The sequence below is a fragment of the Sharpea azabuensis DSM 18934 genome, from assembly GCF_000702165.1.
Classification (GTDB): domain Bacteria; phylum Bacillota_I; class Bacilli_A; order Erysipelotrichales; family Coprobacillaceae; genus Sharpea; species Sharpea azabuensis.
Genome location: NZ_JNKU01000005.1, coordinates 1 through 21,169, shown reverse-complemented (window position 1 = coordinate 21,169; position 21,169 = coordinate 1). Strand labels below are relative to the sequence as shown.

Annotated in this window: 26 protein-coding genes; all 26 read left to right on the top strand. The window is 36.3% G+C overall.

The features are described from left to right. The first annotated feature begins 15 nt into the window (after nucleotides 1-15). Complete coding sequence (locus T529_RS0102110; protein WP_051646800.1) at nucleotides 16-372, top strand: PTS sugar transporter subunit IIA; 357 nt, start codon at nucleotides 16-18, stop codon at nucleotides 370-372. Further along, nucleotides 347-670 (top strand): PTS sugar transporter subunit IIB, encoded by a 324-nt coding sequence (locus T529_RS0102105; protein ID WP_033162025.1) that lies wholly within the window; start codon nucleotides 347-349, stop codon nucleotides 668-670. Before T529_RS0102110 ends, T529_RS0102105 begins: the two co-directional genes overlap by 26 nt. 37 nt (nucleotides 671-707) lie before the next feature. Then, complete coding sequence (locus T529_RS0102100; protein WP_033161966.1) at nucleotides 708-2,075, top strand: PTS sugar transporter subunit IIC; 1,368 nt, start codon at nucleotides 708-710, stop codon at nucleotides 2,073-2,075. 74 nt (nucleotides 2,076-2,149) lie between these two features. Further along, nucleotides 2,150-3,103, top strand: a complete 954-nt coding sequence (locus T529_RS0102095; protein ID WP_033161965.1) for a glycosylasparaginase — start codon at nucleotides 2,150-2,152, stop codon at nucleotides 3,101-3,103. Further along, nucleotides 3,104-4,201 carry a Sapep family Mn(2+)-dependent dipeptidase gene (locus T529_RS0102090; protein WP_033161964.1) on the top strand — a complete coding sequence of 366 codons (1,098 nt, stop codon included), beginning with the start codon at nucleotides 3,104-3,106 and terminating at the stop codon, nucleotides 4,199-4,201. Next, nucleotides 4,201-4,932, top strand: a complete 732-nt coding sequence (locus tag T529_RS0102085; RefSeq protein WP_033162024.1) for a copper homeostasis protein CutC — start codon at nucleotides 4,201-4,203, stop codon at nucleotides 4,930-4,932. The genes T529_RS0102090 and T529_RS0102085 overlap by 1 nt, the downstream gene beginning before the upstream one ends. Continuing rightward, nucleotides 4,880-5,767 carry a YitT family protein gene (locus tag T529_RS0102080; RefSeq protein ID WP_051646799.1) on the top strand — a complete coding sequence of 296 codons (888 nt, stop codon included), beginning with the start codon at nucleotides 4,880-4,882 and terminating at the stop codon, nucleotides 5,765-5,767. Before T529_RS0102085 ends, T529_RS0102080 begins: the two co-directional genes overlap by 53 nt. Before the next feature lie 119 nt (nucleotides 5,768-5,886). After that, nucleotides 5,887-6,291: a very short patch repair endonuclease gene (locus T529_RS0102075; RefSeq protein ID WP_033161963.1), complete on the top strand. Its 405-nt coding sequence runs from the start codon at nucleotides 5,887-5,889 to the stop codon at nucleotides 6,289-6,291. A 158-nt stretch (nucleotides 6,292-6,449) separates the two neighbouring features. Beyond that, nucleotides 6,450-7,286: a MurR/RpiR family transcriptional regulator gene (locus T529_RS0102070; RefSeq protein WP_033161962.1), complete on the top strand. Its 837-nt coding sequence runs from the start codon at nucleotides 6,450-6,452 to the stop codon at nucleotides 7,284-7,286. Continuing rightward, nucleotides 7,286-8,191: an N-acetylmuramic acid 6-phosphate etherase gene (murQ, locus tag T529_RS0102065; protein ID WP_033161961.1), complete on the top strand. Its 906-nt coding sequence runs from the start codon at nucleotides 7,286-7,288 to the stop codon at nucleotides 8,189-8,191. The genes T529_RS0102070 and murQ overlap by 1 nt, the downstream gene beginning before the upstream one ends. Next, nucleotides 8,188-9,324: an anhydro-N-acetylmuramic acid kinase AnmK gene (gene anmK, locus T529_RS0102060; protein ID WP_033161960.1), complete on the top strand. Its 1,137-nt coding sequence runs from the start codon at nucleotides 8,188-8,190 to the stop codon at nucleotides 9,322-9,324. The genes murQ and anmK overlap by 4 nt, the downstream gene beginning before the upstream one ends. Continuing rightward, entirely contained in the window at nucleotides 9,321-9,620 is a 300-nt protein-coding gene (locus T529_RS0102055) for a hypothetical protein (RefSeq protein ID WP_033161959.1), read from the top strand. The genes anmK and T529_RS0102055 overlap by 4 nt, the downstream gene beginning before the upstream one ends. 114 nt (nucleotides 9,621-9,734) lie before the next feature. After that, on the top strand, nucleotides 9,735-11,024 hold the full coding sequence (locus T529_RS0102050; protein WP_033161958.1) for a PTS sugar transporter subunit IIC: 1,290 nt from the start codon (nucleotides 9,735-9,737) through the stop codon (nucleotides 11,022-11,024). Between the two features lie 63 nt (nucleotides 11,025-11,087). Next, nucleotides 11,088-12,179 carry a DUF871 domain-containing protein gene (locus tag T529_RS0102045; protein ID WP_033161957.1) on the top strand — a complete coding sequence of 364 codons (1,092 nt, stop codon included), beginning with the start codon at nucleotides 11,088-11,090 and terminating at the stop codon, nucleotides 12,177-12,179. A 2-nt stretch (nucleotides 12,180-12,181) separates the two neighbouring features. Beyond that, nucleotides 12,182-13,018: an N-acetylglucosamine kinase gene (locus tag T529_RS0102040; protein ID WP_033161956.1), complete on the top strand. Its 837-nt coding sequence runs from the start codon at nucleotides 12,182-12,184 to the stop codon at nucleotides 13,016-13,018. Nucleotides 13,019-13,123: 105 nt separating this feature from the next. Continuing rightward, a complete protein-coding gene (locus tag T529_RS0102035; protein ID WP_033161955.1) occupies nucleotides 13,124-13,804 on the top strand; it encodes an Ltp family lipoprotein in 681 nt (226 codons plus the stop codon). Nucleotides 13,805-13,897: 93 nt separating this feature from the next. Further along, the gene (locus T529_RS0102030; protein WP_033161954.1) at nucleotides 13,898-14,710 is read left to right on the top strand and encodes an ABC transporter ATP-binding protein; all 813 of its coding nucleotides are present in this window, start codon (nucleotides 13,898-13,900) and stop codon (nucleotides 14,708-14,710) included. Further along, nucleotides 14,710-15,036: an SdpI family protein gene (locus T529_RS0102025; RefSeq protein WP_033161953.1), complete on the top strand. Its 327-nt coding sequence runs from the start codon at nucleotides 14,710-14,712 to the stop codon at nucleotides 15,034-15,036. The genes T529_RS0102030 and T529_RS0102025 overlap by 1 nt, the downstream gene beginning before the upstream one ends. Nucleotides 15,037-15,050: 14 nt before the next feature. Beyond that, a complete protein-coding gene (locus tag T529_RS0102020) occupies nucleotides 15,051-15,851 on the top strand; it encodes an ABC transporter permease subunit (protein ID WP_033161952.1) in 801 nt (266 codons plus the stop codon). A 196-nt stretch (nucleotides 15,852-16,047) separates the two neighbouring features. Continuing rightward, nucleotides 16,048-16,839: an SDR family NAD(P)-dependent oxidoreductase gene (locus T529_RS0102015; protein ID WP_081823034.1), complete on the top strand. Its 792-nt coding sequence runs from the start codon at nucleotides 16,048-16,050 to the stop codon at nucleotides 16,837-16,839. 148 nt (nucleotides 16,840-16,987) lie between these two features. Continuing rightward, entirely contained in the window at nucleotides 16,988-18,631 is a 1,644-nt protein-coding gene (locus T529_RS0102010) for an AAA family ATPase (protein WP_033161951.1), read from the top strand. 114 nt (nucleotides 18,632-18,745) lie between these two features. After that, complete coding sequence (locus T529_RS0102005; RefSeq protein WP_033161950.1) at nucleotides 18,746-19,120, top strand: GntR family transcriptional regulator; 375 nt, start codon at nucleotides 18,746-18,748, stop codon at nucleotides 19,118-19,120. Continuing rightward, a complete protein-coding gene (locus tag T529_RS0102000; protein WP_033161949.1) occupies nucleotides 19,121-19,816 on the top strand; it encodes an ABC transporter ATP-binding protein in 696 nt (231 codons plus the stop codon). Beyond that, nucleotides 19,810-20,634 carry a hypothetical protein gene (locus T529_RS0101995; RefSeq protein WP_033161948.1) on the top strand — a complete coding sequence of 275 codons (825 nt, stop codon included), beginning with the start codon at nucleotides 19,810-19,812 and terminating at the stop codon, nucleotides 20,632-20,634. The genes T529_RS0102000 and T529_RS0101995 overlap by 7 nt, the downstream gene beginning before the upstream one ends. Nucleotides 20,635-20,683: 49 nt before the next feature. Then, entirely contained in the window at nucleotides 20,684-20,887 is a 204-nt protein-coding gene (locus tag T529_RS0101990; protein ID WP_033161947.1) for a hypothetical protein, read from the top strand. Nucleotides 20,888-21,024: 137 nt separating this feature from the next. After that, on the top strand, nucleotides 21,025-21,169 hold a 145-nt coding region (locus T529_RS13860; protein WP_476661777.1), incomplete at its 3' end, for a transposase.

Sequence of the window (21,169 nt, the reverse complement as noted above, 5' to 3'; positions counted from 1 at the left end):
AGTTGGAGGAGACATATGGAGAATTTGGATTTAATAAGCTTTAGGATTATTTCGTTTGTTGGAGTTGCGAAGTCGAAATATCTTGAAGCTGTGAAAAAAGCTGAAGAAGGTGATTTTGAAAAAGCAGAGCGTTTCATTGTTGATGGTGATAATGAGTTTAATAAAGGACATGAAGTACATGCCAAGCTTATTACTGAGGAAGCTAAAGGAAATAGGACGATACCTACAATTTTACTTATGCATGCTGAGGATCAGCTTTTATCAGCCGAAACAATTAAAATTATGGCACTCCAAATGATAAAAATGTACAAACAAATGAATGAATTAAAAAAGGAGGATTTGAATGATGAAAAAGGTTTATCTGTTTTGTAGTGCAGGTATGTCAACAAGTATGTTAGCGTCAGCTATGCAAGATGTTGCCAATGAACATAAGCTTCCTATCAAAGTGGCAGCCCATCCGATTGAAAAAATGGGAAGAATTATTGAAAGTGACAAACCAGACTGCATACTTCTTGGCCCCCAAGTACAGTATATGTATGATGAAACTGTAAAAAAATATGGCAACGAGGGTATTCCCTTTGCTGTAATTGATCAAGATGACTATGGCATGATGAACGGTGAACGTGTTCTCAAGAAAGCAATATTATTGATTAAGAAAAACAGTAAATAATATTAATGTCGAAATATATATAAGGGAGATGAGTTGAATGACTGAAAAAATTGAAAAGTATTTGATGCCATTAGCTGAAGCTATTGGGAGAAATAAGTATTTAGTTTCGGTACGTGATGGTTTCTTATTGTCTACGCCTTTACTTATTGCAGGTTCTATTTTCTTATTGATTGCGAACTTCCCAATTCCTGCATGGACAAATTGGATTGGTAGTATTGTTGTCAATAAAACAACAGGCTTAACGCTTGGCGCATTGTTGGAAAAACCATCTGCTGCAACATTCTCTATCATGGCTATCTTTGCGGTTATGGGGATTGCTTATTCTTTTGCAAGAGAAATGAAGACGGATAAACTCTTCGCTTCAGCAACAGCATTAATGTCATGGTTCTTGCTTATGCCATATGTTGTTGAAGGGACTGCAACAATCGGTAAAAAGCAGGTTTCAGTAAAGTTATCTGGTATTCCTACTGGATGGGTTGGTGCAAAAGGTATTTTCTTAGGAATTATTGTTGCATTCCTATCAGTTCATATCTATTCCTATGTTGAGAAAAAAGGTTGGACAATTAAGATGCCTAAGGGTGTTCCACCAACAGTTGTGCAATCTTTCTCTGCCTTGATTCCAGCAACACTTGTTATGACATTCTTCTTCTTAATTAATTTGTTACTTGGTTTCTTAGGAACAGATGCATTTACTATTATCTTTACATTCTTACAGACGCCACTTCTTAACTTAGGTGATACATTGGGAGCTATGGTCACAGCGTATATCTTCTTGCATATCTTCTGGTTCTTTGGAATCAATGGTGGTTCAGTTGTTGGTGCTGTATTCAATCCTATTTTGCAGACATTATCTGCTGAAAACATTGCATATTTCACTAAAGGCATTGGTAGTGCGCATATTATCAATCAGCAATTCCAGGATCTCTTTGCGACATTTGGTGGCTGTGGATCAACAATTTCATTAATTATTGCAATGTTAGCTTTCTGTAAGTCTAAACGTGTTACTGAATTAGGAAAACTAGCACTAATCCCAGGTATTTTTGGTATCAATGAACCAATTGTATTTGGTATTCCAATTGTCCTTAACCCAACGCTCATTATTCCATTTATCTTAGTTCCAACTCTTAATATCATCATATCTTATCTAGCTATGGCTGCTAAGATTGTTCCAGTATGCTCTGGTATTGCTATTCCTTGGACAACACCACCAATCATTTCTGGTTTCCTTGCGACAAACTGGGCTGGTGCTGTATTACAGTTGCTTCTTATTATTATGGGTGTATTTATTTATCTTCCATTTATCAAGGTTATTGATAAGCAGTATACGAAAGAAGAAATTGAAGCAAGCAATCAAAAAGAAGAAGATTCAATTGATTTAGATAACATTTCTTTTGATGATCTTTAATAATCATTGTAAATAATCATTAAAAGTGCGTTTGAACTTATCAGCGCACTTTTCTATTGAAGGAGGAAATGAATATGTGGGGCATTATCGCAACATGGAGAATGGCGTTTGAAGGTGTTACTTCAGCTAGCAAAATATTAAAGGAAAAAGGTGATGCTGGTGATGCAGTAGTACGGGCAGTTAAAGAAGTAGAAGATTTTCCGTTTTACAAGTCTGTAGGATATGGAGGACTGCCTAATGAGGAGATGGAAGTTGAACTTGATGCAGCTTATATGAATGGCAATACATTATCTATTGGAGCTGTTGGCGCAATCAAAGACTTTGCGAATCCAGTGCTTATAGCACGAAAGTTATCCCATGAGCCTGTCAATAATTTTTTAGTTGGAGAAGGTGCAGAAAAATATGCGCATAAGAATGGCTTTGAAAGAAAGAATATGTTGACAGAACGTGCAAAAATACATTATCACAATCGCTCAAAAGAAATTGAAATGGAAATCAAGCCCTATTCAGGACATGATACGGTTGGTATGATATGTCTTGATCAGCAGGAAAAGATGACAGCGGCAACATCGACAAGTGGTTTATTTATGAAACGTGCTGGTCGTGTTGGTGATTCTCCTGTGTCTGGTTCTGGTTTTTATGTTGATTCTGAAATTGGTGGTGCCTCTGCTACGGGGCTAGGCGAAGATGTGATGAAGGGCTGTGTGTCTTATGAAATCGTTAGAATGATGAAAGAAGGTATGCATCCACAAGAGGCGTGTGAAAAGGCAGTATCTCATATCAATGCATTACTTATTAAAAAGAGAGGAAAAGCTGGTGATATGAGTCTTATTGCTTTGAATAATAAAGGTGAATGGGGCTGTGCAACCAATATTGAAGGCTTTTCTTTCGTTGTTGCAACAGATTCATTAAAGCCAACAGTTTATCTTGTTGAACATGAGAATGGACATTGTGTTTTTAAGGTGGCAAGTCAACAATGGATGGATGAGTATATGAGAAGTAGAACAGCACCTTTGGAGAAAAAGTAAATGGATAAAATAATGAATCAAGTTGACAAGATTGTACCAGAACTTATCAACGGTATTAAAAGAATTGTGAGAATACCATCTGTTCAAGATACAGCCACTGAAGATGCACCTTATGGAGAGAATACAAGAAAAGCACTTGTAGAAACACTAAATCTATGTGAAGAGCTTGGTTTTGAGACTGTGAATATTGATAACCATATTGGATATGCTTCTTTTGGTCCTAAAAATAAAGATGGTTATATTGCGGCAATAGGGCATCTTGATGTTGTTCCTGTTGGCGAAGGATGGAAGCATGATCCATTTTCAGCTTATGAAGAAGATGGCGTTATTTATTCAAGAGGAATTCTTGATAATAAAGGACCTATTCTTTCATGTCTATATGCGTTATTTGCACTCAAGCAACTTGGATATAAGCCCAACAGAGAAATCAGAATTATTTTTGGCTGTAATGAAGAGACAGGTTTTCATGACTTAAAATACTATCTTTCAAAAAAGCAACCACCTTTAGCTGGTTTTACACCTGATTGTAAGTTCCCGGTTGTCTATGCTGAAAGAGGACGACTTGGTGTCAATGTAAAATATGCAAATACGCCAGCACTTCATCAGTTCTTGAATACTTATATACTTAATAGTGATAATAGTGGTGTTAAGTTAGAGATTGACTATAAGAATGATGAATTTGGAAAGCTAGAAACAAGAAACTACAAGATCATAGATGACAAAACATTTCAGTTTGCGATAAGCTATCCTTATGGGATTACTTCTAATGAGCTTGTAGAGAAATTGAAAAATAAAGGTTTTGAAGTTGATGTTGTAGGAAACTATGATCCTGTATATTTTAATCGCAATGCACCAATGATTTCCATTATGCAAGAATCATATGAAGCAGTAACGGGATTGGACGGTACGCCAGTGACAACAACAGGTGGAACCTATGCAAAGTTAATGCCTCATATTGTACCTTTTGGTCCATCATTCCCTGGACAAAAAGGGATTGGACACAATCCTAATGAATGGATGAAAATTGATGATCTCATTATGATTACGAAAATCTATGCATTGACATTATATCGGTTAGGTCTGGAGGAACATTTATGATGATTGAAGTTTGTTGTGGAAGTTTTGAAGATGGCATGAATGCATATTATGGCGGTGCAAAAAGAATTGAGCTTAATAGTGCTCTATATCTTGGTGGCCTTTCACCTACAGTAAGTACATTGAAGCTTCTAAAGGCAAAAACAGATCTTAAAATTATTTGTATGGTTAGACCTAGAGGAGCAGGGTTCTGTTATGATGAGAATGAATTTATTCAGATGAAAGCAGAGGCTAAAGACTTTTTAGAAAATGGGGCTGATGGTATTGCTTTTGGCTTTCTTACAAACGACTTTCTTGTTGACAAGGAAAAGACAAGTGAATTTGTAAAGATTATACATTCATATCACAAAGAAGCAGTATTTCATAGAGCGTTTGATTGCACAGCAGATTTGAAAAAAGCTATTGCTGAACTTATCACTCTACATGTGGATCGCATACTGACAAGTGGTGGTGAAGCTAATGCGATTGCTGGAAAGAATACTATTAAGAGACTTGAAGAACATTTTGGCAGTCAAATAGAGATATTAGCTGGTTGTGGTATTAATGCGGATAATGCATTAGGTTTTAAGAACTATACACATGTCAAACAGCTTCATTCATCATGCAAATCCTATAAAATCGATACAACAACATCAAATGGCAAGGTGTCTTATGGCTATTATCATGACAATGAAATGAAGTATGAGGTTGTCAATTGTGACCAAGTCAGCAAGCTTATTCATAATACACAATAAATATCTTAAAACATTATTTTGTGTCTTTTTGTCAGCTCTTCTACAGTCCTTTTGTATTAACGTTTTCATTACTCCATCTAAGCTACTTTCAAGTGGTTTTACGGGTTTGGCAATTCTTATTAATAAGATTTCTTCTCTATTTGGTTTTACAATCCCGGTATCATTACTTGTATTAATACTCAATATACCTTTAGGCGTTTTATGTTTTAGAAGTATTGGTAAGAAGTTTGTCTTTTTCTCAATTCTACAAGTCATATTATTGAGTATATTTCTTAATTTTCATTATACATTGTTATTTGATGATCTACTGCTTAATGTATGTTTTGGTGGCTTTCTATATGGTATTGCGATATCGCTAGCACTAAGAGGAAATGCTTCAACAGCGGGTACTGATTTTATTGCCTTATGGGTTTCTAATAAAATTGGGAAGTCAATATTTGAATATGTCTTTGTCTTTAATTCAGTTTTACTTCTAATTTTTGGGTATATGTTTGGATGGAAATATGCTGGATATTCAATTCTATTTCAGTTTATTTCCACAAAAACAATAGATTCATTTTATAAGAGGTATAAACTAGTAACATTAGAGATAACTACATATCATCCAAAAGAAATATGCAAAGCATACATCAAACATTATCGTCATGGGTTATCAGAGGTTGCTGGTATTGGTGGATATGAACATAAAAATCTATCATTAATTCATACGGTTATTTCGTTCTATGAACTAGAAGATGCTATTCGTTTAATCAAGAGGGTTGATCCTAAAGCTATCATCAATGTAATATCTACTGAACGCTTTGTTGGGCATTTCTATAGACAACCATTAGATTAATAAAAACGTATTCTACGCTCAAATAACATAGAATACGTTTTTTATAAGAAGGAATATTTTCTGTTTGTTTTTCAGATCTAACTTGTTCTTTGGTATAATAGAAGCAGGTGGGTGATGGTATGGATGAGAAGCGTTCAAACAATATGAAAGCTATTAAGGGCAAAGATACGTCTTTAGAACTTAAAGTACGCAAATATCTCTATCATCATGGTTTTCGTTATCGTAAGAATGTGAGAGGATTACCAGGTACACCTGATATTGTCATCGATAAATATCATGTATGTATCTTTGTGAATGGCTGTTTCTGGCATCATCACTATCATTGTAAGCTAGCTACTGTCCCTAAGAGTCATCATGACTATTGGGTTAAGAAGATTGAACGTAATATGGCTAATGACGCCAAGAACTACCATCTTCTAGAACAAATGGATTATCGGGTTCTTACTGTCTGGGAATGTGAAATCAAGGATGCTTTTGAAGCAACAATGGAAAATCTTATAGAAGAAATCAAAGATATTGACTGAGGTTGATATCTTTTTTGTGCTATAAGTGGTATTTCATTAATTAGTCACTTATTTGCTTAAAAGGCCAAAAAAATGTGGTCTACGTGTATAAAATATAAAAATGAAATTGCATTTCACAAAAACGTGAAATATAATAAAATAGAAGGAGGAAAGTGAAGATGAGTGTAAATGATAGAATTCGTGATTCTTATAGTGCTTTAACAGAAAGCGAGAAGAAAATTGCAGATTATTTCTTAGATCATGGTGAACAGCTTGCAAGTTATTCAGCTAAACAAATGGCAGAAGTTTGTCATACAAGTGCTCCAACAATCATTCGTTTCGCAAGAACGTTAGGCTATAGTGGATTGTCTCAATTAAAAGTTGATTTATTAGTTACTAAAAAAGAAGAGATTCCTGATCTTACAAAAGAACTGGAACAAGATGAGAAGCCTTCAGACCTTATTAAAGCTACATATTCCCATCGCTTAGGCAACTTACAAAGAACTGAAGAACTCATTGATGAAGAAGTTGTTAGTCAAAGTGCAGATATACTTGAAAAGGCAAGCTGTATCTATCTTATTGGGATAGGTGGTAGTGGTAATGTATGTATGGACCTTTATCACAAGCTTAATCGTATTGGCTATCGGGCTATATTTAATACTGATGCTCATATTCAGCTTGCTTCTCTTGCAGGAATAAGAGAGGGTGATGCTGTTATTGCGATTAGTTATTCAGGTGAAACAGCTTCAGTGCTAGAAAGTGTTAAGGTTGCGAAAGAACAAGGTGCAACAGTTATTGGTATTTCTCATTTGGGCAATACATCTCTAAGAGCTTTGAGTGATATTAATTTCTTCTTGCCAGTACAGGAAGATTCTTTACGTGCTGGTGCTATTGCGAGCAGGGATGCTTCCTTAATGATTACAGATATCGTATATCTCACACTTTTCTCTCGACATCTCGATGAGCATAAAGAAACGCTTATGAAAACGAGAAAATGGACAGGGAGGTTATCTTGATGGATTTAGAGCGTATTGAAACGGAACAACGCAATATCCATACAATGGATATTGATCGGGTGAGTACGTTGGAGATTGTTGAAAAGATTAATGCTGAAGATCATAAAGTAGCTGATGCAATTGCTTTGCAACTAGATAAAATTGCTGAAGTTATTGATGAATGTAGTGCTCGTATGAAAAAGGGTGGACGTCTTATTTATATGGGTGCTGGTACGAGTGGTCGTATTGGTATTCTTGATGCTTCTGAATGCCCACCTACGTATGGTGTATCAAATGATCTTGTTGTAGGCCTTATTGCTGGTGGTTATCAGGCCATGTTTAGATCCCAGGAGGGGGCTGAAGATAATGAAAATCAAGGCAAAGATGATTTAAAAGCACTGGATCTTAACGAAAATGATACAGTTGTCGGCTTAGCAGCAAGCGGAAGAACGCCTTATGTTGCCGGTGGGCTGAGCTACGCGAATGAAGTAGGTGCTTATAGTGCTTCAGTAGCCTGTGTTACAAATGCTGTCATTAGTCAATATGCTTCTACACCTATTGAAGTTATTACTGGTCCTGAAGTCATTACCGGATCTACACGTATGAAGGCTGGTAGTGCTGAAAAGATGATCTGTAATATGATTTCAACAGGTTGCATGATTCGTTACGGAAAGGTTTATGAGAATCTCATGGTTGATGTACAGCCAACAAATGAAAAACTTGAACAACGAGCTATTGGTATAGTTGAAAAATGTGTACACTGCAATCACCAACAAGCAAAGCGATTACTTGAGGAGAGTCATAATGATGTCAAGATTGCGGTGATTATGGGTGTTGGTAAGATTAGCTATGATGATGCTAAGAATCTGCTTTCACATAATGGGGGCAATGTGCATGAAGCTATTAATGAGGCAAACAAGTTATGAAAGCAATAGGACTGATGTCGGGAACAAGCTTGGATGGTCTCGATATTGCTTATTGTGATATTCAGGGTAACTATACGGATACCAAAGTGAAATTACTTGATTATCGTGAAGTGAAAATGCCTCATCATCTAAAAGAAAAAATTCAATATTGTTGTCAAACTGATGGTGGACATGTCCAGGATATTTGTTCATTGAATTTTGAACTAGGTTCTTGGTTTGGTCAATGCACAAAGAACTTTATGGATGAAAGAAATATTACATCTATTGATTATATCGCCTCACATGGACAGACTATTTATCATATTCCTGAAGATACTAAGAATTACCATAAAAGTACATTACAAATAGGTGAACCAGCTCTTATTGCTTATAAGACAGGTTTTCAGGTGATTGCGAACTTTCGGGCGATGGATATGGCAGCAGAAGGCCAGGGTGCGCCACTCGTGCCTTATGCGGATTATTTGTTGTATCGGGATGATCATCTTGATCGCATACTTTTAAATATTGGGGGGATTTCTAATATTACTTATCTTAAAAAGGGATGCTTAGAGGAAGATGTATACGCTTTTGATACAGGACCGGGTAATATGCTCATTGATGAAGCAATGCGATACTTCTATGGACAAGAGTATGATTGTGATGGCAAGCATGCAAAAAGAGGAAGGCTTTGTGAAGCTCTATATCAGGAACTTATGCACATGGAGTATATTCATATGGTTCCACCAAAAAGTACAGGCAGAGAACTCTTTGGTAAACAATTAGCCCATGTTTTATTTGAACGCTATAAAATACCAGCTGATGATTTCATCACAACATTAACTTATTTCACAGCAGATAGTATTGCCTATAACATCAAGACATTCACAAATGGCTGTGATGAACTTATTGTTGCAGGTGGTGGTGCTTTTAATAGGACATTACTTGAACGTCTCCAATCACAGCTTCCTCATGTACGTGTCTTGACACAAGAAGAGATAGGCTATTCTTCTAATGCGAAAGAAGCCATTGCTTTTGTGATTCTTGGTAACGAAACATTACATCACCATTATGCCAATATGATCAGCGCAACAGGGGCAAAAAGAAAAATGATCTTAGGTACAATTACCCCTTCAACAAAGGAGGTCTTTAAATGACAAAGAAACAAAATCCTTTTACTATAACGACAAAAACACAATATGCGATACCTCGTTTTTTCTATAAGAGTGCTATCTTTATTCAGGGAGGCTTATTACTTTTCACGTTACTTGATCTTTATTTGTTTCCTGCAAATAAAATAGCCCTTACGCTTACATTAAGTATTTCGCTAGCGTTATTAACTGGGATTGCCCGTTATTTTATTGATACTAAGCGTGGAATTTGTTTAGGCTTTTATAGGAATATGGGTATTATTTTTGGATTGTCTTTTAGTGTTCTTATTTTTTTACTCTAATATGAAATAACATTACAAGAATATAAATTATGTATTGAAATAATATTACATACTGTTATAATAAGATTATCAAAGGGCTTACAAAGCTCATAAACATAAATGGGAGGAAATATTATGTTTGAGAAATTTGCAAACTTACTCAATGCAAAGCTTTCAGGACCAATGACGAAGCTTGGCAGTGAGCGCCATCTCTTAGCTGTACGTGATGGTATTATTGCAACATTACCTTTAATTATCGTTGGCTCATTCTTTTTGATTGTTGCTAATCCACCACTTCCTGCATCTTGGGGAATATCAAAATTCTTAACTGCTAATGCGGCGAATATTGTATTACCTTATCGTATGACAATGTTCATCATGACATTGTATGCAGTATTTGGAATTGGTCATTCACTAGCTGAATCTTATGGCTTGGATGGCTTATCAGGTTCTATTCTTGCTGAAACAGCCTACCTGCTTACAATTGTTCCTGTCAATATTACAGCTAAAGGTGCAGAGTTACAGGGCTGGGCATTACCAATGGCAAAACTTGGTTCAGCAGGTATGTTCGTTGGTATTATTACTGCTATTATTGCCGTGGAAATATATCATTTCATGGATGCCAAGAACTTAAAAATCAAGATGCCTGATGCTGTACCACCAGCAGTTGCTAAAAGTTTTGAAAACTTAACTCCAGCAGCAGTTGTGATCTTAGTCATTGGTGGCATTACTTTCTGGCTTGGTTTTGATTGGCATGGTTTTATTGGAAAACTTATTACCCCTCTTGTTTCAGCAAGTGATTCATTAGGAAGCGTTATTCTTATTGTCTTCTTAACAACTTTCTTCTGGTGCTTTGGTATTCACGGTGCTTCAATCGTTGGTTCTCTTGCACGTCCAGTATGGTTAATCCTTCTTGAAGCTAATACAACAGCTATGTCAAACGGACAGGCTCTACCTAATATTGCTCCTGAACCATTCTATCAGTGGTTTATCTGGATTGGTGGAGCAGGCTGTACAATTGGTCTAGCAATCTTGATGGCTTTTAGATCTCGTTCAAGCTATGCTAAGAGTCTTGGTAAGACGGCATTATTACCATGTATCTTCAATATCAATGAACCAATTATCTTTGGTACACCAATTGTTCTTAATCCAACGCTTATGATTCCATTTATTATCAGCCCAATCCTTAATGCAGTTATTGCTTATGGAGCAACTGCAGCTGGACTTGTTAATCGTGTATCCGTCAATGCCCCATGGACATTACCAGGACCTATTGGTGCTTATCTTGCCACAGGTGCTGACTGGCGTGCAATTATTCTGAGTATTCTTTTAATTGCATTGAGCATAGTCATCTATTATCCTTTCTTTAAAATGTGGGATAATGAATTACTTGTTGAAGAAGAAAAGAACGAAGCAAATGCTTAATATTATCTCATAGCGGATCACTGTGATCCGCTTTAAGTCTATTAATGAAAGGAAGTAAGTATTATGAGAAGATTAGGTCTTTCTATTTATCCCGAAAAAGACAATCTAGAACATATTAAAAACTATCTAAAAGATGCACAGAAGATAGGTGCATCAAGAATCTTTTCTTGTTTGCTATCAGCAACAAAAGAACCAGAAGCTATTAAGAAAGAATTCTATGAAATGAATCATTATGCCCATCAACTAGGCTATGAAGTTATCTTAGATATTTCACCTGCAGTCTTTAGTAAGCTAGGTATTTCATATCAAGATTTATCTTTCTTTAAAGAAATAGAGGCAGATGGCATACGCCTTGATCAGGGCTTTACAGGTATGGAAGAATCACTAATGACTTATAATCCTCAACATCTCATTATTGAAATCAATATGTCAAATAACACTCATACACTTGATACAATTATGGATTATCAGCCAGATATCTATCATTTACAAGGTTGTCATAATTTCTATCCTCATCCCTACACAGGATTAACATACGAACACTTCTATAACACCACAAAGAGATTTAAACAATATGGCCTTAAAACAGCAGCATTTGTTGGTTCACAGGAAAAAGATAGTTTTGGACCATGGCCAGTAAAGGAAGGACTTTGTACGCTTGAAATGCATCGTCATCTTCCATTAGATATCCAGGTTAAGCATTATGTATCGATGGGCAATATTGATGATATTGTTATAGCCAATTGTTATCCTTCAAAAAAAGAACTACAAGCATTAAATAAAGTTAACTTACAAGTACTTAATCTCTCTATTTCTGTAATAAATGAACTACCTGAAATCTTTGAAAAGGTTCTTTTTGGAGAACTTCAAATGAACAGGGGAGATATCAATGAAAATATTATTCGTTCAACATTGACACGTGTAAAATATCGTGGTGAGAATTTCCCAATTATCAATGCTCCAGAATATATTCATCGAGGTGATATTCTTGTTGAAAGTTCTGAGTATGGACATTATGCAGGTGAAGTACAGATTGCGAAAAAAGATATGATGAATAGTGGTAAGACAAATGTTGTTGGTCACATGAGAAAGGAAGAAGAATTCTTAATCGATGTCATCAAGCCATGGCAGAAGTTTGAATTCACAAAGATGTAGTTATGGTCATTAGTGTTGATGTAGGAGGAACAAAGTCAAAAGCTGTTCTATATAATGAAAATGGAGATGTACTTAACGAAGTTGTTGTGGGCAGCTGTCATCCCATGCAAAATGATGATGAGACCATTATTAATAATATTCAGGCATGTATTCTAGATGACAATGCACCTATTGTCTTTGGTTTTGCAGGCTATGGCCGTTCCCAAAGCTTAAAAGATAAAATTGATTGGCTTGTAGCTAAGGCATGCGGCAATCATCCCTACCACATTATTCCAGATACAGAAATGGCCATGTATAGTACATTGTTAGGACACGATGGTATTACTGTGATTCTTGGTACGGGCAGTGTTGCCTTTCGCAAAGAGAGCGCAAAAACAACGCAAATTGGTGGTTGGGGATTTGTCTTGGGTGATGAAGGTTCTGGATATGAACTTGGACAAAATGTACTTAAAACATTTGCCTTGGAAGCAGATGGACGAAAGAGAAAAGGTATCATCATTGATTCAGTCACTGAACTATATGAGCTCAATACGCCAAATGAACTTATCACAAAAGTTGTTGATCATGGTATTGTTAAGCGAACACTAATTGCGAAGGCAGCAAGAATAGCCTTGGATCATCCTGAAGAATGTTTAGAAATTATTAAAACTTCTGCAAGCAATGCGGCAAAACTGATTACTAGTGCGCAAACAGATGACCTGCCTGTCGTTATTACTGGAGGCTTATCACATAGCCAATACTATATGGATGCCATTCAATCTTATTTACCTCATATACATATAGAAGTGGCAAAACATGAACCAGTTTATGGTGGCTATATCTATCATTTAAAGCATTAATATGTTCTTTATGAGACAAATATGTCTCTACAATCAATTGTTTCATCTTGATATAATATTTCTATGGGATTATGTATTTTTTGAGAAAATGGGAGGAATATGAAGATGAAATCAAAGAATAAAGACCTAGATCAACTAAAACAAAAGAAACCATTATTTAAGAAATGGTGGTTCTGGCTTATTGTAGTCGTTGTTGTCATTGCTTTTTCAAGTATGGGTGGCGACGACAAGTCAAAAACAAAGGAGACTGCGCCAAAAACTGCCGAAAAGAGTGTAAAAGTCAAAGTTGTTGATTTTTCTAAGATGGCAAGAGCTGACGTTGAAAAATGGTGTCAGGATAATAAAATGAACTACAAGCTTGTTGATGATTATTCTGATAGTGTTGCTGAAGGCGGTTATGTGAGTCAAAGTGTTAAAGCTGATACATCAGTTAAACAAGGCTCTTCACTTACAATTACCTATTCAAAAGGCAAAAAGCCATCGATAGAATATCTTAATGCATTACATAAAGCTAAAAGCTATTCAGATAACATGCATATGTCTAAGAAAGGCATTTATAAACAGTTAACTTCTGAATATGGTGAACAGTTCCCGGCTGATGCAGCTCAATATGCAATTGATCATGTAAAAGCAGACTGGAATGCAAATGCATTAGAAAAGGCTAAAACTTATCAAAGTGATATGAATATGTCTAAGAAAGCTATTTATGATCAGCTCGTATCGGCTTATGGAGAACAATTCGAACCAGCTGAAGCTCAATATGCAGTTGATCATTTAAGTGAATAAGTGACAAAAGTACTTGTTTGTATAACAGGTGCTTTTTCTTTGCTTAGAAAATAGATATGATAGTTATAGATAAAGGGTAAAGGATGTGATCATATGGGTGTTATTGAAATCAAGCATCTTACAAGAGACTATGGGCATGGCAAAGGTGTCTTTGATATCTCGTTTGATGTGAATAGAGGAGAAGTGTTTGGCTTTCTAGGCCCAAATGGTGCAGGTAAGACAACGACAATAAGGCATTTAGTAGGCTTCATTAAGAATCAGTCAGGCACTTGTACGATTAATGGTCATGATTGCTGGAAAGAGAGTGCTTATATTAATAAGCATCTAGGCTATATTCCTGGTGAGATGGCTTTCTTTGATGATATGACTGGTCATGAATTCCTTGGCTTTATGACTAAATATCGTGGTCATGTTGATATGAGAAGACAACAAGAACTCATTGAACTCTTTGAACTCAATCCTCAAGGTAAAATCAAGAAAATGAGCAAAGGTATGAAACAGAAGCTAGGCATTGTTTCAGCCTTCATGCATAATCCTGATATTCTTATTCTCGATGAACCTACTAGTGGGTTGGACCCACTTATGCAAAAACACTTTATTGAACTTATCGCCAAAGAGAAAGAAAAAGGTAAAACAATACTACTTTCAAGTCATATCTTTGAAGAAGTTGAACGTACTTGTGATCGTGTTGGTATTATACGTCAAGGAAAGATGGTTACGGTAGATTCAATTGAAATATTACGTAAGAGACATATGCATCAATACACTGTTACATTATCTTCTAACCAAGAAGCTGAAGCATTTGCTAGGGACTTTGATGGTATTGCTGAGGGGAATAAAGTACATGTGACTTCTACATCCAGTCTTGAACATATCTTTATGGACTACTATCAAGGAGATCAATGATGAAATATTTCTTTATGATTATTGATTACAGCATTCCTTTGTTTATGATTTTCTCTTATCCTTGGTGGAAGAAAATCGCTAATGGAGATATCAGTCAGTATTCCGGCATGAGAACAACACGTTCTATGGAAAACAAAGAAAACTGGAAAAAGGCTCAATTGCTTTGTGGGAAGTATTGTGTACGTGTTGGTATTGTCTTATTAGTACTTGTTGTCTTATTGCGGTTTTTGAAACTCTTGGCGATGGAATGGAATTCTGTGCTTATTGCCTCAATAAATATATTGGCATTATTAGCTATAACATATGCTGTTAATAAACAAATATGATGGGAGATGATTCTATGTTCAATCGCACGCTTTTTTTCTATGAATTAAAACGAAGCATTAAGCTTTTATTAATTCTAGGAGCTGTTATGACGATGTATATTGTCATTATTATAAATATGTATGATCCCCAAATGATGAAGACTTTGGATTCATTTAGTAAGATGATGCCTGATTTAATGGCATCTGTAGGCATGAATACAGGGACTCATACACTATTGGGATTTATGGTTTCATATTTATATGGTTTTATATTGTTGTTGTTTCCGATCTTATTTTCTATTTTAAGAGCAAATAACTTGATTGCGAAATATACGGATAATGGCACAATGGCTTTACTGCTTACAGGTGGACATAAGCGTAAGACAATTGTCATAACACAATTGGCTGTCTTATTGTTGGCAGTAAGTCTATTAATAGGCTATACAACAGTATTAGAACTCATTTATGCTAGACATCAATTCCCACATAGCTTAGATACAATGGCATTATTAAAACTGAATCTAGGCTTATTATTTCTGCATTACTTTATTGCCTCAATATGCTTTTTCTTTTCATGTATTTTCCAGGATACAAAATATTCCCTTGGATTTGGCGCAGGTATTCCTATCTTCATGTATGTTCTACAAATGCTTGCGAATGTTGGAGGAAAGGCTGAAGACGCAAAATACTTTACATTTTTTACGCTCTTTGATGCCAATGGCATCATTACAAACAAAGCTCATGGATTATCCTCAAGCTTTCTTTTGCTTGCTGTTGCAATAATACTTTGTGTATTAAGCTGTATCATATTTGTAAAAAAGGATATATATGTCTAAAAGCTATGAGAATGTTTCCCATAGCTTTTTAGCCAGCTTAGTGAAGTTGCTGTTAATGTGATAGATGTTGTGTATTTACATAATATCTATCATATCTCTATGAAATCTATTCAAATAATAAGTCATATAACTTAACAACTCCAATGAAGAAGACTATACCGATGGTAACATAAAAGTAAATTGGAGGCGGATTTTTATGGAATTAGGTTTGGAAGGTCGTACAGTTATTGTCACTGGTGCTGCAAGTGGTATTGGTAAAGCAACAGCAGAGGCTTATGCAAAAGAAGGTGCTAACCTGGCATTGGCTGATATTAACTATGATGGCTTGAAGGCACTTAAGGATGAATTGAAGGATACCAAGGTGTATATAGAAAAGGTAGATGTCACAAATGCTGAATCTTGTAAGACATTTGTTGATCATGTTCATAAAGAATATGGACGTATTGATGTATTGGTTAATAATGCTGGTACAGCTAAGATTATGGATTTAGCAACATTCCCTGAAGATGTCTTTAGAAAACATTCTGAATTAATGCTTTATGCACCTGTTCGTTTTATTCAACTTTGTATTCCATATTTCAAAGAAAATGGCTGGGGCTCTGTTGTCAACATGGCATCCATGTTTGGTAAACAGCCAGGTGGCTTATTGAGCTATGATTCTATTAAAGCTGCAGATATCATGATATCTAAGGACTATGCAAATTATTGTGCTCCATTTAATGTCAATGTCAACGCAGTATGCCCTGGTCCAGTAGATACACCATTATGGCGTGCTAAGGGTCAGTTGGGTGATCAGCTTTCAGAAGCAACAGGCATGGAAAAAGAAGAAGCTATTAAATGGTATGCCAAGACAAATATTCCATTTGGACGTTATGCAAAGCCAGAAGAAATCGCAAATGCAGCCGTCTTCTTAAGTTCTGAACCGGCTCATTATATTAATGGTGTTGCACTTAATGTTGATGGTGGTATGGTTAAATCTACATATTAATATGCTAAGGGATGGATTATTCCATCCTTTTTTCTTTGGCGCGAATGATATAAATGAATATAAAACTTTTCCCATAATGCAATAAAAATGGATATAGGATATAATATGACAAGAGGAATCAACCTAGATAGTGAAAGGAAGTGACAGAATGAAGCTGATACCAACTGGAATAGAGAACTTCAAGACGCTGATTGATAAGAATGCCTACTATATAGACAAGACAAACTTCATCTCAGAAGTCCTTAATGAACAAGTTGTTCTCTACACACGCCCTAGACGCTTTGGCAAGACACTGAACATGTCGATGCTTTACTATTTCTTCTCCAACAAGGAGAAAGAGAATAGCTATCTCTTTGATGGCCTGAACATCTCACATAACAGCGAAGCAATGAAGCATCAGAACCAGTATCCTGTTATCTTTCTCTCGTTGAAAGAAATGACAAACTTATCATATGAGCGACAACTGAATGCATTTTCAAATATCATCTATGAATTATTAGAAAAAAACTTAGAACTATTAGAATCTGATCATCTCACAGATATCACAAAGAATAAGCTTAACAGCTTGCATAGCGAGACTGCTTCCATAGAGGACCTGAGTACATCATTGCGCATAATATCTCAGGCAATGTTCGCACATTACCACGAGAAAGTCATCATCCTGATAGATGAATATGACGTTCCTATGCAGGCAGCTTACCAGAATGATTATTATGATAAGATGGTTGATTTTCTAAGAAGCGTATTCTCGTCATCTCTCAAGACCAATGATGCACTAGAGAAAGGCATCATGACAGGCTGTCTAAGAATATCCAAGGAAAGCATTTTTACAGGCCTCAATAACTTCTCATCCTATTCAATCCTTGACAATATCGCCAATGAGTGTTTTGGCTTCACCACCAAAGAGGTTGAGCAGCTCTTATCTGACTATCAGTTATCTCAGAGCATGAATGAGGTCAGGGAATGGTATGATGGATACAGGTTTGGAGATCTTGAGATCTATAATCCATGGAGCACCCTAAGCTATGTGAAGTACAGGATAAGGGATGTCTCCTTCAGGCCGGTATCCTTCTGGGCTAATACGAGCAGCAATAGTATTGTCATGCAGTATATCCAGAGTGGTGACAGAAGGCTAAGAAACGAGTTTGAGCAGCTCATGAACGGTCAGTCCATCATAAAGGACATCAAGGCGGAGCTGACGTACCGTGAGATGGACAACATCAACAACATCTACAGCTTCCTACTGCTTACAGGCTATCTCAAGGCAATCAATGACCTGGGTGATCACCGGTATGAACTCGTCATCCCAAACAGGGAAGTCTACGAGATCTATCGGCAGTCCTTCATGAGCTACTTCAGGGACTATGCAAGTGCAAGAAAGAACACACTCTATCAGGAACTCATTTCAGGAAATGAAGCAAGCGTGAATGAGATACTTAATGACATATTAATGAGAAGCATCAGCTACTATGACAACCAGGAAAGCTTCTACCATGGATTCTTAGTAGGACTGCTGAATGATCATGAAGTCATCTCCAACAGAGAGGCGGGAGATGGCAGGTTTGACTTGTGCATCTTGCCTGACTCGATACTTGGTACTGTAGTCATTATTGAATGCAAGCATTCGCTAAGCGATGATGACCTGATTGAAGATGCAGTAGATGGCGCAAAACAAATCACGGATCGCAATTATTTCGGAGAGAAGAGATTTAAGAAATATGCACATGCAGTAGGCTATGGCATATCCTTCAATAAGAAACAATGTTATGTCGTAAAGACGGATGAACAATGAGCACTTCGGTGCTCTTTTTTTCTTCTTGAATTATTGTATTAATGCATTGACACAAGATGAGTCTCGTGATATTGTGTTATTGTACTAAGAAGGTAATACAAAGGAAGTGAAAATATGAAATGGGAATTTAAGAATGGTATTCCTATTTATCTCCAGATCATTGCTCAGATTAAAGGGATGATTGCTAGTGGGGAATTGACTGCCGGCAGTAAAATCCCTCCAGTTAGAGAAATGGCAGTTGATGCTGGTGTGAATCCCAATACAATGCAACGTGCCTTAACACAATTAGAACAAGAAGGTTTGCTTTATACACAAAGAACAGCAGGTAGATTTGTAAGTGAGGATGAGAATGTGATGAAGGAATTAAGAAAGGCTATGAGTGAACAATATATCGCTGAATTATTTCATAATCTTGAAAAGATGGGAATGGATAAGCAGGAGATTATTGCTGCTGTGAAGAATTATGGGGAAGATAAGGAGGAGAAGTAAATGGCACTTATTGAATGTAAGGATGTTAGTAAGAACTATGGAAGTACAGTTTCTTTAAAACAAGTGAATTTGTCTTTAGAAGCAGGGCGTATTGTCGGCTTGCTTGGGCCTAATGGCAGTGGTAAGACTACGCTGATTAAGCTATTAGAGCACTTGCTTGTACCAACAAGTGGGCTAATTATACTCAACGAATTAGCACCAGGAGCGAAGACAAAGAGCTTTGTCTCTTATTTACCTGATCGTGATTTCTTACCGGACTGGATGAAAGTCAACGACTTAATCAAGATGTATAAAGATTTCTATGAAGACTTTGATGAAAAGATTGCGAGAGAAATGCTGGAGAACTTACATATTGATTGTACGAAAACCATCAAAAAGCTTTCTAAAGGTAATCGTGAAAAGGTTCAGCTTATTCTCACAATGAGCAGACAGGCGAGAATCTATTTACTTGATGAACCTATTGCTGGGGTTGATCCAGCAGCTAGAGATTATATTCTTCATACGATTGTATCGCACTATAATGAAAATGCGGTTGTTCTTATCTCAACACATCTTATTAATGATGTTGAGTCCATTCTTGATGAAGTGGTCTTCTTAAAAGAAGGGGAAGTTGTGCTTCATGAGAATGCCGATGAACTTAGAGAAAAGACAGGAATGAGTGTTGATGAATATTTCAGGGAGGTATTTAAATGTTAGGGAAGTTATTGAAATATGAAATGAAGATGTTTGGCAGAATCTTATTGCCACTCTATGGCTTGTTAATCGCAACTTCAGTTATTACAGGCTTAAGTTTATCAGCTGTCATGAATAATGTGCTTGATGAATATTTGATGGCATTCATGCCTATTGTCTATGGCGTTATTCTTGTCGCTGTTGGGGTGATGACCATTGTGTTACTTATCAATAGCTTCTATAAGAACCTGCTGGGGCGTGAAGGCTATCTGATGTTTTCTTTGCCTGTTTCAACAAATAAGCTGATTAGTGCTAAAGTGATTTCCAATGTCATCTGGATTATCTTTAGTGTCTTAGCTTTCATTATTTCAGCAAGTGCTCTTGCATTTGCAATGATTGGTCTTAGTGGTGAAGATCCAGTAACGATCGTCACACCAACATTTGAAGAAATAGCACATACCTTAAGTCAAGTTACCCCTACAATGATAATCAATATCATTCTTGGTATTGTTGTCTTGATTGTCATCATATCTTTAATGATTATTCGTATCTATGCAGCAATGGCTATTGGCTCACAATGGAATGAACATCGTATTATTGGCAGTATTCTTGCTTATGGGGGATTCCAGATTGCTGAAGCCGTTATTATGACAATCTTAGGTATGACAGGCTATGCAAGTCACTATATCTTTGCTTTATTGAATCGTCCATTTGATATGGATGGTGTTGCCAATCCTTTTGGCTTTGGTTTGCTTATCATGATTGTTGGCTTTGGTATTGTAGCTGCAATCTATTGGTTTGTGACTTGGTATTTCTTAGAAAAGCGACTTAATTTAGAATAAGCTTTGTGACTGTGTGCTGATATGGTAAGATGGTATCAGGAGAGAAAATATGACATTTGAAGAGAGTGAAAAGCTGTGGGAGAGTATTGAGATGGTGAAAGATGTTTTGATGTCATCGGATCAGGTTATTGAGAAATTACCACCTGATCAGGCCCAATTCATCACTGCCTACAATACCATGCTCACAAAAGCCTGGGGCAATCTATTAGATCTATATCAGGAATATGCAACACAAAATCTAACAACACATTAAAGGGTGGACAAATGTCCACCCTTTACAGACTGTTGACAATCAAATGATTGTGGACAGTCTTTTTTGTATGGAGAATAGAAATATCAAGATGATACTTCATATATGGTATAATATATGCATGAAGGAGCTGATGTGGCATGGCTAAGAATAAGACTGAACAGAAGCAACAGTACATGATCTGTGCACTGCTTGATGACCTGGTCCCAGAGGACCACCTGGTAAGAAAACTTGATAGATATGTAGACTGGAGTTTTATCTATGATATCTGTGATCCGCTATATT

Excerpts from the sequence above, each read along its gene's own strand:
- T529_RS0102110 (WP_051646800.1), top strand. The coding sequence starts at position 16 with ATGGAGAATTTGGATTTAATAAGCTTTAGGATTATTTCGTTTGTTGGA.
- T529_RS0102105 (WP_033162025.1), top strand. The coding sequence starts at position 347 with ATGAAAAAGGTTTATCTGTTTTGTAGTGCAGGTATGTCAACAAGTATG.
- T529_RS0102100 (WP_033161966.1), top strand. The coding sequence starts at position 708 with ATGACTGAAAAAATTGAAAAGTATTTGATGCCATTAGCTGAAGCTATT.
- T529_RS0102095 (WP_033161965.1), top strand. The coding sequence starts at position 2,150 with ATGTGGGGCATTATCGCAACATGGAGAATGGCGTTTGAAGGTGTTACT.
- T529_RS0102090 (WP_033161964.1), top strand. The coding sequence starts at position 3,104 with ATGGATAAAATAATGAATCAAGTTGACAAGATTGTACCAGAACTTATC.
- T529_RS0102085 (WP_033162024.1), top strand. The coding sequence starts at position 4,201 with ATGATTGAAGTTTGTTGTGGAAGTTTTGAAGATGGCATGAATGCATAT.
- T529_RS0102080 (WP_051646799.1), top strand. The coding sequence starts at position 4,880 with ATGAGGTTGTCAATTGTGACCAAGTCAGCAAGCTTATTCATAATACAC.
- T529_RS0102075 (WP_033161963.1), top strand. The coding sequence starts at position 5,887 with ATGGATGAGAAGCGTTCAAACAATATGAAAGCTATTAAGGGCAAAGAT.
- T529_RS0102070 (WP_033161962.1), top strand. The coding sequence starts at position 6,450 with ATGAGTGTAAATGATAGAATTCGTGATTCTTATAGTGCTTTAACAGAA.
- murQ (WP_033161961.1), top strand. The coding sequence starts at position 7,286 with ATGGATTTAGAGCGTATTGAAACGGAACAACGCAATATCCATACAATG.
- anmK (WP_033161960.1), top strand. The coding sequence starts at position 8,188 with ATGAAAGCAATAGGACTGATGTCGGGAACAAGCTTGGATGGTCTCGAT.
- T529_RS0102055 (WP_033161959.1), top strand. The coding sequence starts at position 9,321 with ATGACAAAGAAACAAAATCCTTTTACTATAACGACAAAAACACAATAT.
- T529_RS0102050 (WP_033161958.1), top strand. The coding sequence starts at position 9,735 with ATGTTTGAGAAATTTGCAAACTTACTCAATGCAAAGCTTTCAGGACCA.
- T529_RS0102045 (WP_033161957.1), top strand. The coding sequence starts at position 11,088 with ATGAGAAGATTAGGTCTTTCTATTTATCCCGAAAAAGACAATCTAGAA.
- T529_RS0102040 (WP_033161956.1), top strand. The coding sequence starts at position 12,182 with ATGGTCATTAGTGTTGATGTAGGAGGAACAAAGTCAAAAGCTGTTCTA.
- T529_RS0102035 (WP_033161955.1), top strand. The coding sequence starts at position 13,124 with ATGAAATCAAAGAATAAAGACCTAGATCAACTAAAACAAAAGAAACCA.
- T529_RS0102030 (WP_033161954.1), top strand. The coding sequence starts at position 13,898 with ATGGGTGTTATTGAAATCAAGCATCTTACAAGAGACTATGGGCATGGC.
- T529_RS0102025 (WP_033161953.1), top strand. The coding sequence starts at position 14,710 with ATGAAATATTTCTTTATGATTATTGATTACAGCATTCCTTTGTTTATG.
- T529_RS0102020 (WP_033161952.1), top strand. The coding sequence starts at position 15,051 with ATGTTCAATCGCACGCTTTTTTTCTATGAATTAAAACGAAGCATTAAG.
- T529_RS0102015 (WP_081823034.1), top strand. The coding sequence starts at position 16,048 with ATGGAATTAGGTTTGGAAGGTCGTACAGTTATTGTCACTGGTGCTGCA.
- T529_RS0102010 (WP_033161951.1), top strand. The coding sequence starts at position 16,988 with ATGAAGCTGATACCAACTGGAATAGAGAACTTCAAGACGCTGATTGAT.
- T529_RS0102005 (WP_033161950.1), top strand. The coding sequence starts at position 18,746 with ATGAAATGGGAATTTAAGAATGGTATTCCTATTTATCTCCAGATCATT.
- T529_RS0102000 (WP_033161949.1), top strand. The coding sequence starts at position 19,121 with ATGGCACTTATTGAATGTAAGGATGTTAGTAAGAACTATGGAAGTACA.
- T529_RS0101995 (WP_033161948.1), top strand. The coding sequence starts at position 19,810 with ATGTTAGGGAAGTTATTGAAATATGAAATGAAGATGTTTGGCAGAATC.
- T529_RS0101990 (WP_033161947.1), top strand. The coding sequence starts at position 20,684 with ATGACATTTGAAGAGAGTGAAAAGCTGTGGGAGAGTATTGAGATGGTG.